This window comes from Synechococcus sp. CCY9202 (assembly GCF_034931685.1).
Classification (GTDB): domain Bacteria; phylum Cyanobacteriota; class Cyanobacteriia; order PCC-6307; family Cyanobiaceae; genus CBW1002.
On the sequence record NZ_JAYGID010000081.1, the window covers coordinates 32,637 to 49,388 of the forward strand.

General features: G+C 67.4%; 13 protein-coding genes. 3 read left to right on the plus strand and 10 right to left on the minus strand.

Going from position 1 to position 16,752, the window contains the following annotated elements; genetic code table 11:
• Positions 1-146: 146 nt before the first annotated feature.
• Complete coding sequence (locus VB777_RS10925; RefSeq protein WP_323248890.1) at positions 147-2,312, minus strand: putative bifunctional diguanylate cyclase/phosphodiesterase; 2,166 nt, start codon at positions 2,310-2,312, stop codon at positions 147-149.
• 208 nt (positions 2,313-2,520) lie between these two features.
• Between VB777_RS10925 and VB777_RS10930 the strand changes: the two genes are divergently transcribed.
• Positions 2,521-3,615, plus strand: coding sequence for an HD-GYP domain-containing protein (locus VB777_RS10930; protein ID WP_197158204.1), 1,095 nt, complete (start codon positions 2,521-2,523; stop codon positions 3,613-3,615).
• 96 nt (positions 3,616-3,711) lie between these two features.
• Positions 3,712-3,936 carry a hypothetical protein gene (locus VB777_RS10935; protein WP_323248893.1) on the plus strand — a complete coding sequence of 75 codons (225 nt, stop codon included), beginning with the start codon at positions 3,712-3,714 and terminating at the stop codon, positions 3,934-3,936.
• Positions 3,937-3,973: 37 nt separating this feature from the next.
• Here VB777_RS10935 and VB777_RS10940 read toward each other — a convergent pair whose 3' ends face one another.
• The 5 genes from VB777_RS10940 to VB777_RS10960 all read right to left on the minus strand — a co-directional run bounded on the left by VB777_RS10940 (position 3,974) and on the right by VB777_RS10960 (position 12,164).
• Entirely contained in the window at positions 3,974-6,187 is a 2,214-nt protein-coding gene (locus tag VB777_RS10940) for a transglutaminase family protein (protein ID WP_323248895.1), read from the minus strand.
• Positions 6,188-6,257: 70 nt separating this feature from the next.
• Positions 6,258-8,696 carry a glycogen/starch/alpha-glucan phosphorylase gene (locus VB777_RS10945; RefSeq protein ID WP_197158210.1) on the minus strand — a complete coding sequence of 813 codons (2,439 nt, stop codon included), beginning with the start codon at positions 8,694-8,696 and terminating at the stop codon, positions 6,258-6,260.
• Positions 8,697-8,819: 123 nt separating this feature from the next.
• Entirely contained in the window at positions 8,820-9,701 is an 882-nt protein-coding gene (locus VB777_RS10950) for a transglutaminase family protein (RefSeq protein WP_323248897.1), read from the minus strand.
• Positions 9,702-9,732: 31 nt separating this feature from the next.
• Positions 9,733-10,713: an alpha-E domain-containing protein gene (locus VB777_RS10955; protein WP_323248899.1), complete on the minus strand. Its 981-nt coding sequence runs from the start codon at positions 10,711-10,713 to the stop codon at positions 9,733-9,735.
• Positions 10,707-12,164: a circularly permuted type 2 ATP-grasp protein gene (locus VB777_RS10960; protein ID WP_323248902.1), complete on the minus strand. Its 1,458-nt coding sequence runs from the start codon at positions 12,162-12,164 to the stop codon at positions 10,707-10,709. The genes VB777_RS10955 and VB777_RS10960 overlap by 7 nt, the downstream gene beginning before the upstream one ends.
• 696 nt (positions 12,165-12,860) lie before the next feature.
• Here VB777_RS10960 and VB777_RS10965 point away from each other — a divergent pair.
• The gene (locus VB777_RS10965; protein ID WP_323248922.1) at positions 12,861-13,244 is read left to right on the plus strand and encodes a PilZ domain-containing protein; all 384 of its coding nucleotides are present in this window, start codon (positions 12,861-12,863) and stop codon (positions 13,242-13,244) included.
• Positions 13,245-13,310: 66 nt separating this feature from the next.
• On the opposite strand, the gene ureC is transcribed toward VB777_RS10965, so the two are convergent.
• The 4 genes from ureC to VB777_RS10985 form a co-directional block, all read right to left on the minus strand.
• Entirely contained in the window at positions 13,311-15,038 is a 1,728-nt protein-coding gene (gene ureC / locus VB777_RS10970) for an urease subunit alpha (protein WP_323248904.1), read from the minus strand.
• A 68-nt stretch (positions 15,039-15,106) separates the two neighbouring features.
• Positions 15,107-15,424: an urease subunit beta gene (locus VB777_RS10975; RefSeq protein WP_197158221.1), complete on the minus strand. Its 318-nt coding sequence runs from the start codon at positions 15,422-15,424 to the stop codon at positions 15,107-15,109.
• A 54-nt stretch (positions 15,425-15,478) separates the two neighbouring features.
• Positions 15,479-15,781 (minus strand): urease subunit gamma, encoded by a 303-nt coding sequence (locus tag VB777_RS10980; RefSeq protein WP_197158223.1) that lies wholly within the window; start codon positions 15,779-15,781, stop codon positions 15,479-15,481.
• Positions 15,782-15,854: 73 nt separating this feature from the next.
• Complete coding sequence (locus VB777_RS10985) at positions 15,855-16,730, minus strand: urease accessory protein UreD (RefSeq protein WP_323248907.1); 876 nt, start codon at positions 16,728-16,730, stop codon at positions 15,855-15,857.
• Positions 16,731-16,752: the final 22 nt, after the last annotated feature.

A 16,752-nucleotide genomic window follows, 5' to 3' on the forward strand; every position in this document is an offset into this window, starting at 1 on the left:
CTCCCCGGTGCCGAATCCATCCACTGTAGTCAGGCCAAGGCTTTCAGCTACGGCCAGTTTGACGAGGGACACAGCTTGGTACGTCCTGGAGCATTTCTTCGCAAGGTTGCCCGCGATTCAGGTCGAGCCGGCGGTCTGCGCCGGGCTCAAGCGGTCTGCGCGGAGGGGGTGAGGGGCTCGAGCAGCCGTTGTGCAAAGGCCTCTGCCGTCAGGGGGCGATCGAAGAAATACCCCTGGAAGCTGGTGCAGCCCAGCTGCTTGAGCAGCTGCCACTGCTGAGCCGTCTCCACGCCTTCGGCCAGGGTCTCCAGCCCCAGCTCCCGCGCCATCGACAGCGTGGCGCGCACGATCACCTGATCGGTGAGGTCGGTCTCGAGGGCGTTGATGAAACAGCGATCGATCTTGAGCTTGTTGAGCGCAAGGGCGTGCAGGGTCTCCAGGGAGGAGAAGCCGGTGCCGAAGTCGTCGATGGCCAGGCGAAATCCCTGATGGGCCAGTTGCTGCAGCTGCTGGCGCGCTTGCTGGGGATTGCTGATCAGGGCGGTTTCCGTGATCTCCAGCTCGATCCGCTGCGGGGGAATGGCATGCCGTGCCAGGGCCGCTGCCAGGGCCGCCTCCAGGGGTGGGTCCTGCGGCTCCAGTTGCACGCCGGACACATTCACGGCCAGCAGCGGCAGCCTCAGGCCCTGCAGGTCCCACTGCCGCAGCTGCCGGCAGGCTTCCTCCACCACCCAGGCGCCGATTGCGTGGATCTGGCCCGAGCGCTCCGCCAGGGGGATGAACTGATCCGGGGGTACGCAGGTCGCGGGCGTCTTGAACCAGCGCACCAGGGCTTCGGCGCCGATCAGCCGCCCCTCCCCATCCACCTGGGGCTGATACACCAGCCGCAGCTGCTGGCGCTCCACGGCATGGCTGAGCTGCATCTCCAGATCCAGTTGTTCGCGGATGCGGGTGCTGAGGCTGGTCGAATAGGGGTGCAGCTGGTTCCTGCCCCTGCGTTTGGCCTCCATCAGGGCGGTGTTGGCGGCCTGCAGCAGCAGATGGGGGTCGATGCCGTGTTCGGGGCAGGTGCTCACGCCGAAGCAGGCGCTGGGTTGCACCGGCAGCAGCGGGGCCAGCTGGGCCGTCTGGATCAACGACTGCTGCAGTTCCTTGGCCAGGGCCACCGCATCTCCCAGGGAGTTGGTTCCGTTGCCGCGGATCACCAGGAATTCATCGCTGCCCAGTCGAGCGATCCAGTCGTCGGGCTCCAGCCGGTTGCGCAGCCACATCGCCATGGCGGAGAGCAGGTGGTTGCCGGCCTCCGGTCCAAAGCTGTCGTTGATCGACTGGAAGCTGTCGAGATCGAGGTTGATCAGGCCGATGCACTGGTTGTAGGGCCGCCCCTTCAGCAGCTGCTCGAGATGGCGCAGGCTGGCGGCCTTGTTCGGCAGTCCGGTGAGCGGATCGGTATAGGCGGCCTGCTCGAGCTGGTCCTGCAGGGCGTTGATCTCAGTGATGTCCTGCAGCGTGCCGACCGTGTGCAGCGGCTCGCCGTTCGCGGCGTAGTCGGTCTCGCCCTGCTGCCGCAGGGTCCTGCGGGGGCCATGGGGCAGCTGCAGGTGGTAATCCACCTGGAACGGATCGCCGATCTGGATGGCTCGTTCATAGGCGTGCAGCAGCCTGGTCTGATCGTCGGGGTCGAGCCGGGCCAGCAGGCTGGCGAAGCGCAAGGGTTCATCGCCGCTGTCCTCCAGTCCCCAGATCCGGCGGGCCTCCCTGGAGCAGACCAGCGCATCGGTGGCGTGCACATGCTCCCAGCTGCCGATGTGGGATTGCCGTTCGGCTTCGTTCAGCAGATCGTTCAGGTGCTGCAGCTGCACGGCCGGCGGAGACCCCAGCGGCGGCTGGGGCTGATGCAGCACAAGCAGCAGCACGTCCAGAGAGCCGCTGTCGCTCTCCAGGCCCTGCAGCCGATAGGTCAGCTCCACAGGCAGACCTGGATCCGCTGCCGTCCACAGGGCCACGGCGCGGCCCATGGGTTGCTGCCGCAGCTGGCTCAGCGGCGGCAGCTGAGCCAGCAGAGCGGACAGCACCGCAGGATCCGCCGGGGCGGCGGGATTGGAGCTGGCGGCGCCTGGTCCACCCGAGCCGCTGCCAAGCAACCGGCGGGCGGCTGGATTGGCCTCGATCAACGCACCGCTGGTCGCCTCGATCAGCAGGATGGCGTCGTGAACCAGCTCCAGGCTGGCCGCAGCCAGGTCATTGAGGCTGGCCAGGATGCGTCCTTCATCTGAATCACCGCCCTTGGTTTTCGGCGTTGATGAGGGCATCGACACGTCTTGCTGGGCCCGGGTTCTGAGCTGCTGCCTGGCCTGGATGGTTTGAATCTAATGGTTGGAGTGGAACGCTTTATTGAGCGTTCCGGCCCGCCCCGGCTGGGGTGAACACAGTGAAGCTGGGTTCCCTGTCCCCTGCTCCAGTTCCGGCAACGAATCTGCTGGACAGGTTGTTCTTCTTCCGGTTCGGTCCGTCAGCTGCATGGCCACCCTGTTTCCTCAGCCTTACACCAGCCTGGACATCCGCCAGCCCCTGGACAGGCGTCTGGCTGAGTTGCACGGGCAGATTCGCAGGCAGGTGCCGGCTGTGGAGCGGCTGGCCTTCGCGCTCTATGAGCCCCGCAATGATCTGCTCAGCACCTATGCGAGCCACAGCTGCATCACCCCCAACCTCACCTTCTACGACCATCAGCTCGCCACCATCCCCAGCCTGTCTCAGCTGGCCGCGTCACGCCAGTGTCGGGTGATCGACGACATGCTGGCGGAGCTGCCCCCGATCTCGCTCCACACCCGCTGGCTGCTCCAGCAGGGCTGGCGCAGCTCCTACACCGTGCCGCTCCATTGCGGCGGTGAGCTGCTCGGTTTTCTCTTTCTCAATGCGATTGAGCCGGGTCTGTTCACGGCCGATCTGTTGCAACGGCTCCAACCCTGGGTGGAACTCAGCGCCAGCCTGATCCTGCAGGAGATGGGCTTGGTCCATGCGCTGCGGCAGGCGGTGCAGCTGGCCCTGCACCTGGCGGATCTTCCCGAGGGCGGCAGTGCCGATCATGTGGAGCGTGTGGCGCTCTACAGCCGTCTGATCGCCATGGAACTGGGGCACCGTCGACCACTTCCCCCAGACTTTGCCGCCGATCTCTATGGCTTCGCCTCCCTTGCCGATGTGGGCCGGCAGCTCACCACCGTCGCCCTGGCCAGCAAGCCCGGCCGCCTCAGCGTGGAGGAGCGCCGTGCCATGGACGCTGAGGTGCTGCGTGGCGTGGAGCTGGTCGACGCCCTGATCGCGGGGCTGCGCCTGGTGGCCAGCCCCAAGGCGCAGATGCTGCATCGCATGCTGGCGGGCCGCCACGAGCTGCTGGATGGCAGCGGCTATCCCTTCGGCCTGGAGAACGGGGCCATTGCCCTGGAGGCCCGCATCGTGGCGGTGGCGGACATCTACGACGCCCTTCCCGCGGAGGCGGCCGAGGCGACCTTGCTTCAGATGGCGACTGACGGCAAGCTCGACCGCGCCTGTGTCGATGCCCTGCTTGGGGCCAGGCAACAGCGCCATGCCATCGCGGCTGCCTATCGGGATCCCTAATCGGCGAACTGCCACTACGGTTGGGCCTCCTTCAACCGCCTGCGGACTTCCGCCAGCGGTCTTCTGGCGTCTGCCGCAGCGCCTTGCCTCCCCGCCATGTCCCTGCAGCTCTCTCAGCAGACCTGTGCCAACTGCCGTTTTGCGCGGCGCTCGGCGGCGTTCGATGCCGATGGCCTGCTCTCCTGCCGCTATCTGCCACCCCAGCCGAGCAGGGACCACAACTGGCGGATCGTGCCCGAGAACTTCTGGTGCGGATGCTGGGACTGGGGGCCGCCCGATCCCTTGGTGGGACCGGTGCCGCCCGTTCCGCTCGAGTCATGACCCGCTTGCCGTTGTGCCGAGGCGGACGACTCCAGGTTCAGGCCAGCCGTAGGTCCACCGTGCAGAGGCCTTCAGCGGGCAGGGTCCAGGGAGGGGCATCGCCTTCGCCGACCCAGCCACTCCGGATGATCGGTTGGAATGTGGTGCCGTCGTCGTCGAGGCAGAAGCGGGCCACCGTGTTCAGGTTGCCCTCAGGGTTGGGGCTGTGCTGCTCGATGCTCAGCTCCAGCGGCATGTGGGGCTCGATGGCCGGATGCATGCAGGGGTAGAGCCTGTGGTGGCGGTAGCGCACCGCCAGCGGTGGTTCCTCACCCCCCGCTGCCAGCGGCGCCAGCGGCAGCAGGCGGCCATTGAGACGGAGGTGGTGGTGATCGCGGAAGCTGCCGCTCGCTCGGATCTCCAGGCGGCGCAGCGAGGCATCCACGAAGCGGCTGGTGAAGCCCCCCTCCACCGGGGTGTCGCAGATCAGGGGCCAGGGTTCCAGGGCGGGGCGGATCTCCAGCCAGGCGGCGCCGTCCTGCCAGTCGAGCAGGGGCGGGAAGCGCCAGTCCCATAGCTGCTGGAAGGGGGTGGGATCGAGCCCAAGGCCATCCTCCGCCAGGGCCGCCAGCACAGTGTCGAGATCGGCCCACAGCTGGCTGGGCAGCAGCATGCGGTCGTGCAGTTCAGTGCCCCAGGGGCGCAGCTGCTCCGGCCGGTGGCGAGGATCGAGCAGGTGGGCCGCCAGGGAGCTCCAGAGCAGGGCGATGGCGCTGCTCCACTCCACCCGCGGCAGGGATTCCAGGGCCCTGAATTCGATCAGCCCCAGGCAGCCCGCCGGCGCCCCCGGATTCCAGAACTTGTCGAAGCTGATCTCGCTGCGGTGGTTGTTGCCGCTGCGATCGGCATGGAGGTGGCGCAGGGTTTCGCCGATCAGGCTGCGGCGATCGGCGCCGGCGTCGGGCGGACCATCGGGGTTGCCCGCATCCGCCTGCTCGATGCAGCTGTAGGCCAGTTCCAGGTCAAACAGGGAGCCGATCGCTTCATCCGGCCGTGGTGCCTGGGAGGCCGGCCCCACGCAGGCGCCGCTGAACAGGTAGCCCAGGCTGGGATGGTGCTGCCAAAAACGCAGGATGCCGCTCAACCAGGCCGGTCGACCGAAGAAGGGATTCTGCTCCAGGCTGGCGCCTCCCCAGAGCAGATGGTTGCCGCCGCCGGTGCTCTCCTGGCGTCCGCCCCCGGCGCTCTTCCAGCTGCGCAGGCCCACCGTGGTGCAGGCCATTTCCAGCCGCCGCAACCAGCCGTCGTACTCAGCCCAGCTGTGGCACACGGGCAGGTTCACCTCCAGCACGCCAGGATCGGCGGTGAGGCCGAGCACCTGCCAGCGCCCTGGTCCATCGCTCGGCAGCACGCCGCTCAGGGCCGGGGCCGCCAGGGGGGCGCCCGGCACCGCATCCGCCAGGCCATCGGCCACCGCCTGCAGCAGCAGCTCCAGGGGCTCGCTCAGCAGGGGGGGAAGAAACAGATCCCAGCTGCCGGCAGCCACCGCCCCATCAGACTCGATCACCTCCAGGGTGAGCACCTGGCGGGGGGCGTGGTCGGGGAAGTGCTCAAGCGGCAGGCGCAGGCCGGCTGGTCCGGGCGCACCGCTGAGCTGGCGGTGCACCTTCGCCAGGGGCCAGGGCACCGCCAGCCAGGCGGGGTGTTCGGGATCGCGGCCCTCCGGTGGGGTTGCATCGTCGATGGTGAGTGGCACGGCCCACACCCGCCGGTGAGGATCCAGCGGGTCGCTGAGTTCGACCGGATGCAGCTCCACCCCCAGCCGCGCCCCCAGGTCCGCCAGCCAGGCGGTCGCCTCGGCGGCAGTGAGAGGCTTGCCCAGATCACCGGGCTGACAGGGTTCGGGCCAGCGCACCGGCGGTGGACTGCCCTCAAGGCCGCTGATCAGCCGTAGCGCCCAGCGGGGATTCACCTCTCCCTCGTAGCGCTTGCCGGGGCAATACAGCAGGGTGCTGCCCGGCCACACCTGCTGCTGCAGCTCCCGCGCCAGGCGCTGGGCGATCGGCAGCTTGGTGGGGCCATCGGCGCAGACGCTCCATTCGGCACCCTCCGGCTCGAATGGCACGTAGGTGGGCTCGCCGCCGAGGGTGAGGTGGATGCCGGCGGCCCTCAGCCGGGCCTCGGCCGCGGCGGCTGCCGACGCTCGTTCCGGCTGGTTGTCAGCGGCGGGGGCGTGAACCGAGGAGTGGTGGTGGACCGGAGGCTGGGACAACGGTGGCGCTGAAGAAGGACGGAACCCAGGGGTGGTAGGGCGGACAGCGACCGACCGTTGCCGGACGGCCTCAGGAATGGCGCCCGTCGCCGGAACCCCCCACCACATTGCAGGCTCGCACCGGTGCTGGCTCCACCTGCCAGATCCGCTCGGCGTATTCGCGGATGGAGCGGTCGCTGCTGAAGAATCCGCAGCGGGCCGTGTTCAGAACCGACATGGTGCCCCAGCGGCTCGGATCACTCCAGGCCGCGTCGACGGCATTGTGGGCACGGCGGTAATCGCCGATGTCCGCCATCACCCGGAAGGGGTCGCTGCTGCAGAGATTAGCCAGCAGGGGATGGAACAGGTCGCGGTCCCCCTCGCTGAAATGGCCCGAACCGATCAGGTCGATCGCTTCGCGGGTCACGGGGTCGTTCTCGAGCCACGGCATCGGGTGGTAGCCGTTCCGGTTGATCACGGCCAGTTCCTCGGCCGTGTGGCCGAACAGGAAGAAGTTGTCTTCGCCCACCCGCTCGCGGATCTCGATGTTGGCGCCATCGAGGGTGCCGATGGTGAGAGCGCCATTGAGAGCCATCTTCATGTTGCCGGTGCCCGAGGCCTCCTTGCCGGCGGTGGAGATCTGTTCGGAGAGATCCACCGCCGGGTAGATGCGCTGCGCCAGCTTGACGTTGAAGTTGGGTAGGAACACCACCCGCAGGCGCCCATCCATGGCCGGATCGATGTTGACGATCTCGGCGATGCCCACGATCAGGCGGATGATCAGCTTGGCCATGGCGTAGCCCGGCGCCGCCTTGCCCCCGAAGATGAAGGTGCGGGGCGGCAGCTGCTCGCCATTGCGGATGCGCAGATAGCGCTCCACGATCTGCAGGGCGGCCAGGTGCTGGCGCTTGTATTCGTGGATCCGCTTCACCTGCACGTCGAACAGGGAGGTGGTGTCCACCAGCACCCCGGCCTCCTGACGGATCGCCTGGGCCAGGCGCTGCTTCGCCTGCTCACGCACCCCCTGCCAGCGCTCCAGGAAGGCGGCGTCGCTGGCCAGGGGCTCGAGCCGCTCCAGCTGATCGAGATCCCGTCGCCAGCCCGAGCCGATCGCCTCATCGAGCAGGGCCGCCAGCGGCCGGTTCGACACCGCCAGCCAGCGCCGCGGTGTGACGCCATTGGTGATGTTGCAGAACCGCTCCGGCCAGAGGGCGGCGAAGTCGTGGAAGAGCTGCTCCTTCACCAGCTTGCTGTGCAGCTCCGCCACCCCATTGACGTGCTGGCTGCCCACCACGGCCAGGTGGGCCATGCGCACCCGGCGATGCTCGCCCTCCTCGATCAGGGAGAGCCGCTCCAGCAGATGGGGCTGGCCGGGATGGCGCAGCCGCACCATGCGCAGGAAGCGGGAGTTGATCTCATAGATGATCTCCAGCTGCCTTGGCAGCAACTGCTCGAACAGCTCCACTCCCCAGGTTTCCAGGGCCTCCGGCAACAGCGTGTGGTTCGTGTAACTGATCGAGGCGGTGGTGATCGTCCAGGCGGTGTCCCAGTCGACGCCGTGCTCATCGATCAACAGGCGCATCAGCTCCGCCACCGCGATCGCCGGATGGGTGTCGTTGAGCTGAACGGCGAACTTCTTGTGGAAATCGGTCACCGCCAGGCCCTGCCCCTGCAGGATGCGGAACATGTCCTGCAGGGAGCAGCTCACGAAGAAGATCTGCTGGCTGAGCCGCAGGCGCTTGCCCTGCTCCATCTCGTCGTTGGGATAGAGCACCTTCGAGAGGGTCTCCGACTGGGTCTTGCGCAGCACCGCCTTGGGGTAATCGCCGGCGTTGAAGGAGGCGAAGTCGAAGTCGTCGGGCGCCTGGGCCGACCACAGCCGCAGGGTGTTGGCGGTGTGCACGCCGTAGCCCAGGATCGGCGTGTCGTAGGCCACGCCCAGCACGATCTGACCGCCGATCTCCACCGGGTAGCTCCACTCCGGCCGGATCACCTCCCAGGGGTTGCCGCGGCTCAGCCAGGGGTCGGTGCTCTCCACCTGGCCCGTGGGGCCGATTCCCTGGCGGAAGATGCCGAACTCGTAGCGGATGCCGTAGCCGATCGCCGGCAGCTCCAGGCTGGCCATCGACTCCTGGAAGCAGGCCGCTAGCCGTCCGAGGCCGCCGTTGCCCAGGCCCGGTTCCGGCTCCTCGGCGATCAGGTCCTCAAGATCAAGGCCCAGTTCCTCACAGGCGGCCTCGGCGTCATCCCGAATCCCCAGGTTGACCAGGTTGTTCTCCAGGTGGGGGCCCAGCAGGTACTCGGCCGAGAGGTAGATGGCCGTGCGCACCCCCTGCTCGGTGTAGGACTCGGCCGTGTCCACCCAGCTCTGCAGCAGCCGGTCGCGCACCGCCAGGGCCAGGCTGCGGTAGTGGTCGTGGCTGGTGGCCAGCGACGGGGCCTTCGCCTGGCTGTAGAAGAGATGCCGGCGCATCGCCTCGGCAAGGCCATGGCTGGACGCCGTGCCCGAGGACTGGGGGGAAAGAACCATGGAAAGGGCGCGGCACAGTGCCGCATCTGGATCAAAGGGTGGTCCCTTCATGCTCCCCGCTGGGGTGGCGATGCTGCACTAATCGCTACCGAAGATGGGGGTTTCGGCATCTCTTCGGCTTCGTCAGACGGCCGCCAGCGCCTCTGTCATGGCCAGGTCTTCGGCCTCGATGCTCCACTCCAGCTCACTGGTCACCTTGGGTGGGCCGGAGAAGCTGCCGGTCACGGCGGCGGTCAGTTCGGGCTTCGAGGAGGTGGCCACCGGGATGTAGCGGTCGTCGATGGCGCCCATGCCGCTGGGATCAAAGGCCCGCCAGCCGGCCCCCGGCAGGTACACCTCCGCCCAGGCATGCAGGTCGTAGCGTTTCGGCTTCGGCTCCACCAGGTGATAGCCGCTCACGAAGCGGGCCGGCAGGCCCACACAGCGGCAGGTCTCGATCATCAGCATCGCCAGGTCGCGGCACGACCCCACCCGCTCCTTGAGCGTGCGGCCGGCCGGCCAGGCCGGGCCGATGTGGCGCTGGGTGTATTTCACCCGGTCCTGGATGATCTCCACCAGCTGGTTCAGGAACATCAGCGCCCGCTGGTCGGAGCCCATCAGCGCCTCCTGGGCCAGGTCCACCGCCGCCGGATCGTGCTGACCATTCGGTAGCCAGCCCTGGAGACTTCCCAGCAGATCACTGTTGAGATGGCCCATCGGATAGGGCAGCAGCGGCTCGTTCTCCTCGAGGCAGACCGTCAGGGGTGCCGGCACCAGGGTGTCCACCACACTGGTGGCCTTCACCTCAAACAACTCGGTGGAGTCGAGGAAGCGGGCCCGCAGGATCTCATCGCCGCTGGCGGCGATCAGGGGATAGAGGCGGCTGGGTTCGGGGGTGACGCTCAGCTCGAAGGAGCGCAGGTGCTGAAAGCCGTGGCCGCGGGGCCGCAGGCAGAAGCGGTGCGGACCGAGCAGCACCGGTGCGCTGTAGCGGTACGTGAGGGTGTGGGTGACGCGGGCGCGCATGCCGGTGGAGTGGAGCCGCTGAATGGGGAGGTCAGGCGTCGGAGCTGTCGCTGCTGTCTGAGCTGGGGGGGATGGCCACCTCGAAGTACCGCGCTTCGATCAGATCGTGGATGGCGTTCAGATCGCTCTGAAAGGCATCGATCGCCTCGTGCAGACCGGTGGCGATCAGATCGTCGATGCGGGTGTAACTCCAGCGGGCCAGGGTGAGGCCGCTGAGGCATTCGAGCGCATCGGGAGCGCCGGGCACGGAGCGGCCCTGCACGATCCTGAGGGTGTCGTGGATGCGCTCCAGGCAGTAACGCACCGACCGGGGAAATACCGGATCCAGCAGCAGGAAGGCGGCCACGGCCTTGGGTTCGATCGCCCGCTGGCTCGACTGGCGGAACATCTGATAGGCGCCGGCTGAACGCAGCAGGGAAATCCACTGCAGTTCGTCGAGCACCCCCCCCACTTCCTCCGGGCTCGGCAACAGCAGGAAGTACTTCACATCGAGGATGCGGGTGGTCTTATCAGCCCGCTCGATCAGGCGACCCAGCCGGCTGAACTGCCAGGAGAGATCGCGGCTGAGGGTGGCATCGGTGATGCCATAGAACAACTGGCAGCCCCGCCGGATTTCATGCAGTTGCTCCTGGGGAGGCTTGCGCCAGAACGCCTCGTTTTCCTGCAGGGTCCAGTAGAGATCGTTGATGTGCTCCCACATCTCCGTGGTGATCACCTCGCGGATCTGGCGGGCGTTCTCGCGGGCGACGGCGATGCAATTGACGATGCTGTTGGGGTTCTCGACCTCGTGCACCAGAAACTGCACCACGTCGGTGGGTGAACCCGCTGGGCAGAGCTTGTCGAACAGCTCGCGATCCCCACTGGCGTCGATCAGGGGCAGCCAGGGTTCGGCGCTGCCGGGCGGGCAGTCGAGCGCCATGGCTTCACTGACCTCCACGAAGCGGGAGATGTTCTCGGCCCGCTCCACATAGCGGTTGATCCAGTAGAGCGATTCAGCGACGCGGCTCAGCATGCGCCCGCCTCCTCGGCCTGGCGTTCATCCACGATCCAGGTGTCCTTGCAACCTCCACCCTGGGAGGAGTTCACCACCAGGGAGCCCCGCCGCAGGGCCACGCGGGTCAGTCCCCCCGGGCTCACCCAGGCCCCCTTGCCGCGCAGCACGTAGGGCCGTAGGTCGACATGGCAGGGGAAGAGTTCGCCTTCACTGAGGGAGGGAACGGTGGAGAGATCCAGGGTGGGCTGGGCAATGTAATTGCGGGGATCGGCCTTGATCTTGTCGGCGAATTCGCTGATCTCAGCGGCGCTGGCGTGGGGGCCGATCAGCATGCCGTAACCGCCTGCTTCGGCCACGGCCTTGACCACCAGCTCGCCGAGGTGGGCCAGCACGTAGGCCTGATCCTCGTCGCGCGAGCAGAGATAGGTGGGCACGTTCTCGATGATCGGCTCCTCGTTGAGGTAGTAGCGGATCATCTCCGGCACATAGGCATAGATCAACTTGTCGTCCGCCACGCCGGTGCCGGGAGCGTTGGCGATCGCGACGCGGCCGGCGCGGTAGGCGGCCATCAGGCCGCGCACACCCAGCATGGAGTCGCTGCGGAACACCGCCGGATCGAGGAAGTCGTCGTCAATACGGCGATAGATCACATCCACCGCCTCCAGGCCGCTGGTGCTGCGCATCCAGACCCGGTCGTCCTGACAGATCAGATCGCGTCCCTCGACCAGCTGAATGCCCATCTGCTGGGCGAGATAGCTGTGCTCGAAATAGGCACTGTTGAACACACCGGGCGTCAGCAGCACCACCTTCGGCGTTTCGGTCCAGGGGGCGAGTTCCCGCAGGGTCTGCAGCAGATGGGAGGGGTAGTCGTCGATCGGCTGGACGGTGCGGCCCTGGAAGAGGCTCGGGAACATGCGCTTCATGACGCGCCGGTTCTCCAGGAAGTAGGCCACCCCCGAGGGGCAGCGGAGGTTGTCCTCCAGCACGCGCCAGGTGCCTTGGCCGTCGCGCACCAGATCGAGGCCGGAAATGTGGCACCAGCGGCCCAGCGGCAGCTCGAAGCCCTGCATCTGGGGCCGCCAGCCCTGGGAGCTCTCGACGTCGGCGCGGGGGATGACACCGTCGTTGAGGATCTTCTGGTCCCCGTAGACATCGGCCAGGAAGTGGTCGATCGCTTCGAGGCGCTGAATCAGACCCAGTTCCAGCCGCTGCCATTCCCCGACGGCGATCAGCCGCGGCAGCGGATCAAAGGGCAGAATCCGCTCGACGCCGCGATTGCCGGAATCATTGAGGCGGAAGGTCGCCCCGAGGCGCTTGAGCAGCATGCCGGCGGCGGCATGGTTGCGGTTGAGTTCTTCGAGCCCCAGGTTGCCGAGCGAGGAGAGCAGGGGCCGCAGCGCCGCCCGGGGTTCATCGGTGGAGCTGAAGTACTCGTCGTAGCCGCGGTTGGGTTTGTACTCGGTAAACATGTCCCGGCTCCGGCTGACCTTGCCGGATCATGCTGAGCGCCGGGGGCACCTCTGAGTATGAATGGCTACGGAATGGCTGCTTGGCGTCAGGAGCTTCATGTCATCTTCCGCTGTTTTTCCGCCAGGCGGTTCGTTTCGAACAGTGTGGATAGCTGAATCCAGTTACCGACGCCGAACGTCTGCCCCGTTCCGAGGCTGCCGCCCTGGCCCCGCTCTGCTCCTGAGGTTTGTGGGAGGCGGGTCGCCCGGGGCCGGGGGCTACTGGTTGCCTGACTGGCTTCCTGATCCGTTGTGAAGGCGATAGGTTTTTTCAAAGCGCTGCGCCTAGACTGCTTTTACCCTGTAGATGAATGTGAATTGATTTTGTGCAGGGGTCAGTCCTGTACGAACGCCAGGGTCGTCGGCTCGACCCATCGCATCAGAGGCAGGGTGACGATCCGGCTGTTTCAGTGTGTCTTCCCCTCCGCCGCTTCTCCTGGGAATGCCTTTCCCTGCAGAAGCACAGTCGATTGGAAGCCCTGCGGATTCAGCACACCCCCGAGCCGAAACAGCGCCGCACCACCTGGCCAGCTCTCGTTCTGCACCCCACTGTCATGACTTCCCTGGGCCACTATACTCCCGTTCAATGAGCCGGATGGCGGACTGGCCCCGGAATACCCAGGCAGCTTCTTCGCAGGCACGTCTCTGCAGCCGTCGATCGTCCCCAGCGACGAGCAGGAGACCCGCCAGCATCTCCGCAATCCGGTGGAGGCCTGCCGCCCGATCGCCGTGCAGGTGCTGGATGAGGATGGTCAGCCAGCCTCCGCCTGGTATTTCGCCGACATCCTCGATGTGAGTGTGGGTGGTTTCTGTCTGCTGATCACGGAAGATCAGCCCATGCCCCTGTCCCAGCTCCTGCGGATGCGCCTGGATGTGCGGCCCCATCCCTCCTTCGGCGTGGATGTGATGCAGGCAGAGCTGCGCTGGTTCGTGCGCGCCGGCTTCGTGGTCACCCTCGGAGTGGGATTCGAGAAGCCGCTGGAGACCCTGCCGCCCCTGCTGCCCTGCCGCCGGACCACCAAGCGGGAAATCGCCGCCTGAACAGGTGTTCCGCAAAAGGTTTCAGCGCAAGCCTATTGCAGTGTCTGAGCAGGCACTCTGAAGGCGTCAGAGCAGGAAATAGCGCTGGGCCATCGGCAGCACCTCGGCGGGCTCGCAGGTGAGCAGTTCGCCATCGGCGTAGACCTCGTAGGTCTGGGGGTCGACCTCCATTTTGGGTAGGGCCGTGTTGTTGCGCATCGCTTCCTTGTCGATGCCGCCGCGGGTGTTCACCACCGGCACGCAGGGCCGGCTCAGCCCCAGTCGCCGCGGCAGGTCGTCGTCCAGGGCGGCCTGGCTCACGAAGGTGAGGCAGCTGGGGGCCAGGGCCTTGCCGTAGGCGGCGAACATCGGCCGGCCGTGCACCGGGCCCGGGGTGGGGATCGAGGCGTTGGCATCGCCCATCTGGGCCCAGACGATCGAGCCGCCCTTGATCACCAGTTCCGGCTTGACGCCGAAGAAGCCCGGTTTCCACAGCACCAGGTCGGCCAGCTTGCCCACCTCCACCGAACCGATCTGGCTGTCGAGGCCGTGGGCGATGGCCGGGTTGATCGTCACCTTGGCGATGTAGCGCTTCAGGCGGCAGTTGTCGTTGCGGCCGCCGCCGGGGCCCGCCGCATCGTCCGGCAGGGAGCCGCGCTGCAGCTTCATCTTGTGGGCGGTCTGGAAGGTGCGGATGATCACCTCCCCCACCCGGCCCATGGCCTGGGAGTCGCTGGCGATGATGCTGAAGGCGCCCAGATCGTGGAGGATGTCTTCGGCGGCGATCGTCTCGCGGCGGATGCGCGACTCGGCGAAGGCCACGTCTTCCGGGATGCGCGGATCGAGGTGGTGGCACACCATCAGCATGTCGAGGTGCTCTTCCAGGGTGTTGCGCGTGTATGGACGCGTTGGATTGGTGGAGCTGGGCAGCACGTTGGCTTCACCGCAGATCTTGATGATGTCCGGCGCGTGGCCGCCGCCGGCCCCCTCGGTGTGGAAGGTGTGGATGGTGCGGCCGCCGATGGCGCGGATCGTGTCTTCCACGAAGCCGGCTTCGTTGAGGGTGTCGGTGTGGATGCAGACCTGCACATCCATCCGATCCGCCACCGAGAGGCAGCAGTCGATCGCGGCCGGGGTGGTGCCCCAGTCTTCATGCAGCTTCAGGGCGCAGGCACCGGCCCGGACCTGCTCCTCCAGGGCTTCCGGCGTGCTGGCGTTGCCCTTGCCGAAGAAACCCAGGTTGACCGGCAGTCCTTCGGCGGCCTGCAGCATGCGGGCCAGGTGAAAGGCGCCGGGGGTGCAGGTGGTGGCATTGGTGCCGGTGGCCGGGCCGGTGCCGCCGCCCAGCAGCGTCGTCACCCCGCTGGCGAGGGCGGTTTCGATCTGCTGCGGGCAGATGAAGTGGATGTGGGTGTCGATCGCGCCGGCGGTGAGGATGTGCCCCTCGCCGGCGATCGCTTCGGTGCCCGGGCCGATCACGATGTCGACGCCATCGCTGATGTCGGGGTTGCCCGCCTTGCCGATCGCCACGATTCGGCCATCGCGCAGGCCGATGTCGGCCTTGACGATCCCCCACCAGTCGAGGATCAGGGCGTTGGTGATCACCGTGTCCACGGCCCCGGCGGCGCGGGTGGTCTGGGCCTGGCCCATGCCGTCGCGGATGACCTTGCCGCCGCCGAACTTCACCTCATCGCCATAGGTGGTGAAGTCGCGCTCCACCTCCAGGATCAGCTCGGTATCCGCCAGCCGCAGGCGGTCGCCGGTGGTGGGGCCGTAGGTCTGGGCGTAGGAGCGGCGATCGATGCGGTAGGGCATGGCCGGAGCTTGGGGGGAGACCGGCCAGGGCCGGGAGGCGGAGGACTGGTGGAGTTGGAAACGGAGGATCAGTCCAATGGACCGTTCACCAGGCCGTTGAAGCCGAACACCTGGCGCTCTCCGGTGAACGGCACCAGCTGCACCTCGCGGCTGTCGCCAGGCTCGAAGCGGATGGCGGTGCCGGCCGGGATGTCGAGCCGCAGGCCCCGGGCGGCGTCGCGGTCGAACCTGAGGGCACTGTTGGCCTCGTGGAAATGGAAGTGAGACCCCACCTGGATCGGCCGGTCGCCGCTGTTGGCCACCAGCAGGGTGGTGACCGGCCGCCCGGCGTTGAGTTCAAGCGTGCCGGGTTCGCTCAGCAGTTCGCCGGGAATCAGGGGGGCCATGGTGGGCAGCGGCGGCGGGGGGACAGGAAACGGCTGGGGGTGGGTGAGGGTCGATCAGCGGATCGGGTCATGCAGGGTGACCAGCTTGGTGCCATCAGGAAACACGGCCTCGATCTGCACCTCGTCGATCAGTTCAGGCACGCCTTCCATCACCTGCTCGCGGTTCAGCCAGGTGCTGCCTGTGGCCATCAGATCCGCCACGCTGAGGCCGTCCCGGGCTCCTTCGAGCACCTGAAAACTGAGCCAGGCCACGGCCTCGGGATAGTTCAGCTTCAGGCCTCGGTTGAGGCGACGCTCCGCCAGCAGGGCAGCGGTCACGATCAGGAGCTTGTCTTTCTCCTGGGGGGTGAGATGCATGGCGGCGGCACGGCGGCTCCACTCTGGCAGCGATCCGCGGACTCGACCGGTTCAGCTGGAACCGAATGGCGCCTCACGACCCGCAGGACAGCAATGGCTGCTCCTGGAAGGGCCACACCCGCGGCAGTTCCGGCGGCGGCAGACCCTGGCTGAGGCGGATGCGCTGCCAGATCCGGGTGAACCAGAAGCGGGCCGCCTGGCTGGAGGGGCCGCGGTAGCGGGCCACCAGGCCCTGATCCAGGGCGCCACAGGCCATGTCGCCCTCCAGGCCGCTCCGGTCGTTGCGACAGTCCTCCAGCAGTCCGTCAAGTTGCTCGGGAGCCAGGGGGGCAGGCGACGCCCACACCAGCGAGCCGAACACCGGCTGGCCGGCCATGCCATGGACGCTGTCGAGGGCGGCTCCGCCCAGCTCAAGGCGATCGACCAGCTCCCAGCGGGGGCCGATCGGTGTCTGGCGTCGGATCTCCAGCGCCGAGCGCCAGCGGCCTGGCCCCAGGTCTTCGCCGGCGGCGGTGAGGCCGAGGCGCACCACCTCCATCGCCAGAAAGGAGGCCCCGTCGCTCAGATCCACCCGTAGATCCTGCTCAAACAGTCCACCGCCGTAGAGCACCAGTTCCTGGGGCAGCCACTCCAGATCCGCCGCCGCGGCCAGCGTGAAGCGCAGGTCTTGCCGGGCCCAGCTGCCGGCGGGGGCGCGGCGGGAGCGTCCCACCGAGCCGTAGACCTTCTGGGCCGCCACGCTGGTGAGCAGGGCGCGGCTGCCGGCGTCCAGGTCGGCCTCGATCGTGAGGCGGTCGCCGCCCACCAGGCCGCCGGCGGTGTGCAGCAGCGGCAGCTCGCAGCGGCCGTCGCCCTGGCGGAAGGCCCGCTGCAGCTTCAGCGGTGCCGTTGCCCAGCCCTGGTGGAGCGAGCCGCGGTCGGGGTCTGCAGCGGCCAGGCTGAAGCGCAATCGGGCATGGCCGTGCCACGTT